The following is a 4,148-nucleotide window of genomic DNA, read 5'->3' as shown; positions in this document are numbered from 1 at the left end:
GTTGGCGGCCTCCTACGACGAGTTGAGCGATTCTCTGCAGCAGAGGCTCGAACTCGTGATGAGGCTCTTCCTGGCGCTCAGCGAGCCGATAGGCGCACCAGCGGAAGAAGAACCGCAAACGAAGGCGCCCTCTGCTGTGCCGAAGACGCCTGAAGCTGGCGCCGATGGCGACATGAGCATCTTCGGGATGGGGCGCGGGTAGCGTAATATCCGAAGCTATCCTTGAAAAGTGGACGCGAAATTGGTTCTTGATCCATGCGCGCAAAAGCAGAAGATGGGACCCATACGCTGATGAAGGGTGATGAGGCAATCGATTCTAGATAAACAGCTTCCAACCGCCTCACGCTCTGGCTTGCTGCGGGGATAATCGACCGGCGTATTTCTGAGTTCGTCTCCATTAATAGAATCAAAGGTCGAACCAACAGAAACAGTAGACCAATACCCCTCGGCTTCCTTTTTAGACAAGGCTTGAAACAGAAACTCATTGCCGGCAATTCCGGCAACTCCGCGGCCGAGGACCACGTCATAGGCGGTTTTTCCCATTGCGCCGACAGGAGCACGAACGCTCATGATTAGATCTCCAGCTTTGGCTGTTTTCGTGATCTCCGTAGTCCAGACACGAGGAAAAACCCAGCCATCTTTCAAATCGGCATTTCCCTGAACGAGAACAGCATCGTTTGGATTGTCCGTATAGCAAGCTCCATTTGGGGATTGCCCCATTGTTACAGGGGCAATATCCCCCAACTTACGCTGTTCCCAGGTAGATGTATCTATGTCTTATAATGATTGCCAATAGTTAAGTGCATAACTTTTTGCAGTTCGTAGATAGGTTTCGCCATGGTTTTCGATAAAGAGGCCGCGTTCGAGGAAGCGGTCATAACCGTGCTGAAGCAGCACGGCTGGGACGACGCGGGAGGTGTGCTTCGCTATCCCACCGAGCAGGACCTCATCGACAACTGGGCGAAGATTCTGTTCCAGAACAACGCCGACATAGACCGCCTGAACGGCTGCCCGATCACCCAGGGCGAGATGGCGCAGGTCATCGCACAAATCGAAACGCTCAAGACCCCACTTGCACTCAACGGGTTCATCAACGGAAAGACCGTCGCCGTCACGCGTGACAACCCCGACGACGCGCTTCACCTGGGTAAGGAGGTGAGCCTGAAGATCTATGATCGTCAGGAGATCGCAGCCGGCCAGAGTCGCTACCAGATAGCTCAGCAGCCGGTCTATCCTGCGAAGAGCAAGATCCTGAACGACCGCCGTGGAGACCTGTGCCTGCTCATCAACGGCATGCCGGTCATCCATATCGAGCTCAAGCGCAGCGGCATCCCCGTCAGTCAGGCCACTGGTCAGATTGAGAAATATGCCCACGAGGGCGTGTTCACGGGGCTTTTCCGCCTGACGCAGATCTTCGTGGGGATGACCCCCGACGAGGCGCGCTATTTCGCCAACCCTGGCACGGGCGCGTTCAACCCGAACTTCTTCTTCCACTGGGAGGACTTCAACAACGAGCCCGTCTGCGCGGGCGATAAACCCGGAACCGACGAATGGAAACGCTTCACCTCCACGCTGCTTTCCATTCCAATGGCGCACCAGCTCATTGGCTTCTACATCGTGGCTGACAGCTCGGACGGCTGCCTGAAAGTCATGCGCAGCTACCAGTACTACGCAGCCTCCGCTATATCCGACAAGGTGCGCAGGTGCAAATGGGACGAGAGGCCAAAGAGTAGCACCCCGGGGCGCCCCGGCGGTTACATATGGCATACCACCGGCTCCGGCAAGACCATGACGAGCTTCAAATCTGCCCAGCTCATAGCCGACTCGCACGACGCCGACAAGGTGATCTTTCTCATGGACCGCATCGAGCTGGGTACGCAGTCGCTCTCCGAGTACCGCGCGTTCGCAGACGACGCCGACGACGTACAGGGGACCGAGAACACGCAGGTGTTGAAGTCGAAGCTCGCGAGCGACGACCCCAAGAACCGCCTCATCGTGACCTCTATCCAGAAGATGAGCAACGTGAAGGCCGGCGAGGGCAGAATCACCCAGGCGGAACTCAACCGCCTGGCCTCCAAACGGATCGTGTTCGTCATCGACGAGTGTCACCGCTCCACCTTCGGCGAGATGCTCCAGGACATACGCCGCGCGTTCCCCAACGCGCTGTTCTTCGGCTTCACAGGTACGCCGATTCTCGACGAGAACCAGAAGAAGGGCTCCACCACCGCCATGGTGTTTGGCGAGTGTCTGCACCGTTACAGCATCGCAGACGGCATCCGCGACGGCAACGTCCTGGGCTTCGACCCATATATGGTGACGACCTTCGACGACCACGACGTGCGCGAAGCGGTCGCCTTAAAGCAAGCGAAAGCCGCAACAGTAGCCGAAGCCATCTTCGACGATCGAAAGAGCAAGGTCTTCTACTACTATATGGACTCGGCAAAAGTCCCCATGGGACCGATGATCGACAGCGCTGGCAACCACATCAAGGGCATCGAGGATTTCCTCACCCGCGCCCAATACTGGCCCGGCACTCCGCACCACGAAAAGGTCGTAGAGGACATCCTGCGCCGTTTCCCGGTGCTCTCCCACGGCAACAAGTTCCATGCAATCTTGGCGACGAGCTCCATCCCGGAGGCGATCGACTATTACCGAGCCTTCAAGGAACGCGCCCCGCAGATGAAGGTGACCGCCCTTTTCGACCCGAGCATTGACAACAAAGCCGGCTCTACGGTGAAGGAAGATGCCCTGGTCGAGCTCATAGAAGACTACAACAAGGCATACGGCCAGGAGTTCACCATCCCCACCTGGCCCGCCATGAAGAAGGACATCTCGGCGCGCCTGTCTCACAAGAAGCCCTACGTCAACGTCGACTCCAACCGCGACTCTCGTATCGACCTGCTCATCGTAGTGGACCAGATGCTCACGGGCTTCGACTCCAAATGGCTCAACACGCTTTACCTCGACAAGGTCATCGACTACGAGAGCATCATCCAGGCGTTCAGCCGCACGAATCGCCTGTTCGGCCCCGACAAGCCCTTCGGCACGATCCGCTATTACCGTCATCCCCACACCATGAAGGGCTATATCGAAGCGGCAGTGAAGCTGTATTCGGGAGACCGACCGCTCGACATGTTTGTCCAGAAGCTGCCGGAGAATATCGCGTTGATGGACGCGCGCCTTCAGGAGATACTCATGGTCTTCGAAGCAGCTGGCGTAGGAGACCTCTCCAAGCTCCCCGCATCGCAGGAAGCCAGGCGCAAGTTCGCTAAGGAGTTCGTTGAGCTCAGCGAGTTCCTCGAGGCCGCGAAGGTGCAGGGCTTCACATGGGAGCAGGACACCTACGAGTTTGAGGAGGAGCCGGAGGAAGGCGAGCCGAGGGGCAAGTCCTTCTTCGTGCAACCGGTCATCGACGAGCGGACCTATCTCATTCTCGTGCAGCGCTACAAGGAGTTGTTCGCAGGAGGGGGCGGGCCTGGCGACGCGCCCGAAGCGCCCTACGAGCTCGATGGTCATATAACCGAGATCGACACGGGGCTCATAGACAGCGACTACATGAATGCGAACTTCGAGAAGTGGCTGAAATGCCTTGAGCAGGACGACGAGGGTCTTGCCGCCGCGCGCGAGGAGCTCCACCGATCGTTCGCGTCCCTAAGCCAGGATGACCAGCGCTTCGCCGAGCTGTTCCTTCACGATGTCGAGCGAGGGGACGTCGCCCTGGAAGACGGCAAGACGTTGAGGGATTACATCACGTCCTATGCCCGCAAGGTGAAAAACGCTCAAGTCGAGCGAATCGTCGAGGCGCTCGGCATAGACGGCGAGCTTCTTGCCGCCATGGCTGCGCTTGACCTGACGGAATCGAACATTAACGAGTTCGGGCGCTTCGATGATTTGAAGGACTCGGTGGACAAGGTGCGCGCCAAGGCCTTCTTTGAGCAGAAGGAAGGCAAGACGCTTCCCCTGTTCAAGGTGAACACCCGTGCGGCGGCGCTGTTAAAGAAGTTCATCCTAGAAGGCGGCTTCGATATCGACGAATGAGCGGCTTTTTTGAACAGGCGAAATCGAAAGTTTGTCTATCTGAGGGGACGCATGCGACCATGCGCCCCCTCGTTTCAACTTGGGAACAGCGTAAGTTGGGGGATATTGCC

General features: G+C 57.6%; 2 protein-coding genes. One reads left to right on the top strand and one right to left on the bottom strand.

The features are described from left to right. Positions 1-216 precede the first annotated feature (216 nt). The gene (locus EFAMC2_RS10175) at positions 217-774 is read right to left on the bottom strand and encodes a restriction endonuclease subunit S (protein ID WP_261980264.1); all 558 of its coding nucleotides are present in this window, start codon (positions 772-774) and stop codon (positions 217-219) included. A gap of 63 nt (positions 775-837) precedes the next feature. Between EFAMC2_RS10175 and EFAMC2_RS10170 the strand changes: the two genes are divergently transcribed. Continuing rightward, a complete protein-coding gene (locus EFAMC2_RS10170) occupies positions 838-4,038 on the top strand; it encodes a type I restriction endonuclease subunit R, EcoR124 family (RefSeq protein ID WP_154029067.1) in 3,201 nt (1,066 codons plus the stop codon). Positions 4,039-4,148: the final 110 nt, after the last annotated feature.

Origin of the sequence: Olsenella uli (assembly GCF_901212655.1) — a bacterium.
Classification (GTDB): domain Bacteria; phylum Actinomycetota; class Coriobacteriia; order Coriobacteriales; family Atopobiaceae; genus Parolsenella; species Parolsenella uli_A.
The sequence above is the reverse complement of the archived record's forward strand: the minus strand, read 5'-3'. Positions and strand labels throughout refer to the sequence as shown.

Coding starts and splice junctions, on each gene's coding strand:
- EFAMC2_RS10170 (WP_154029067.1), top strand. CDS start 838: ATGGTTTTCGATAAAGAGGCCGCGTTCGAGGAAGCGGTCATAACCGTG.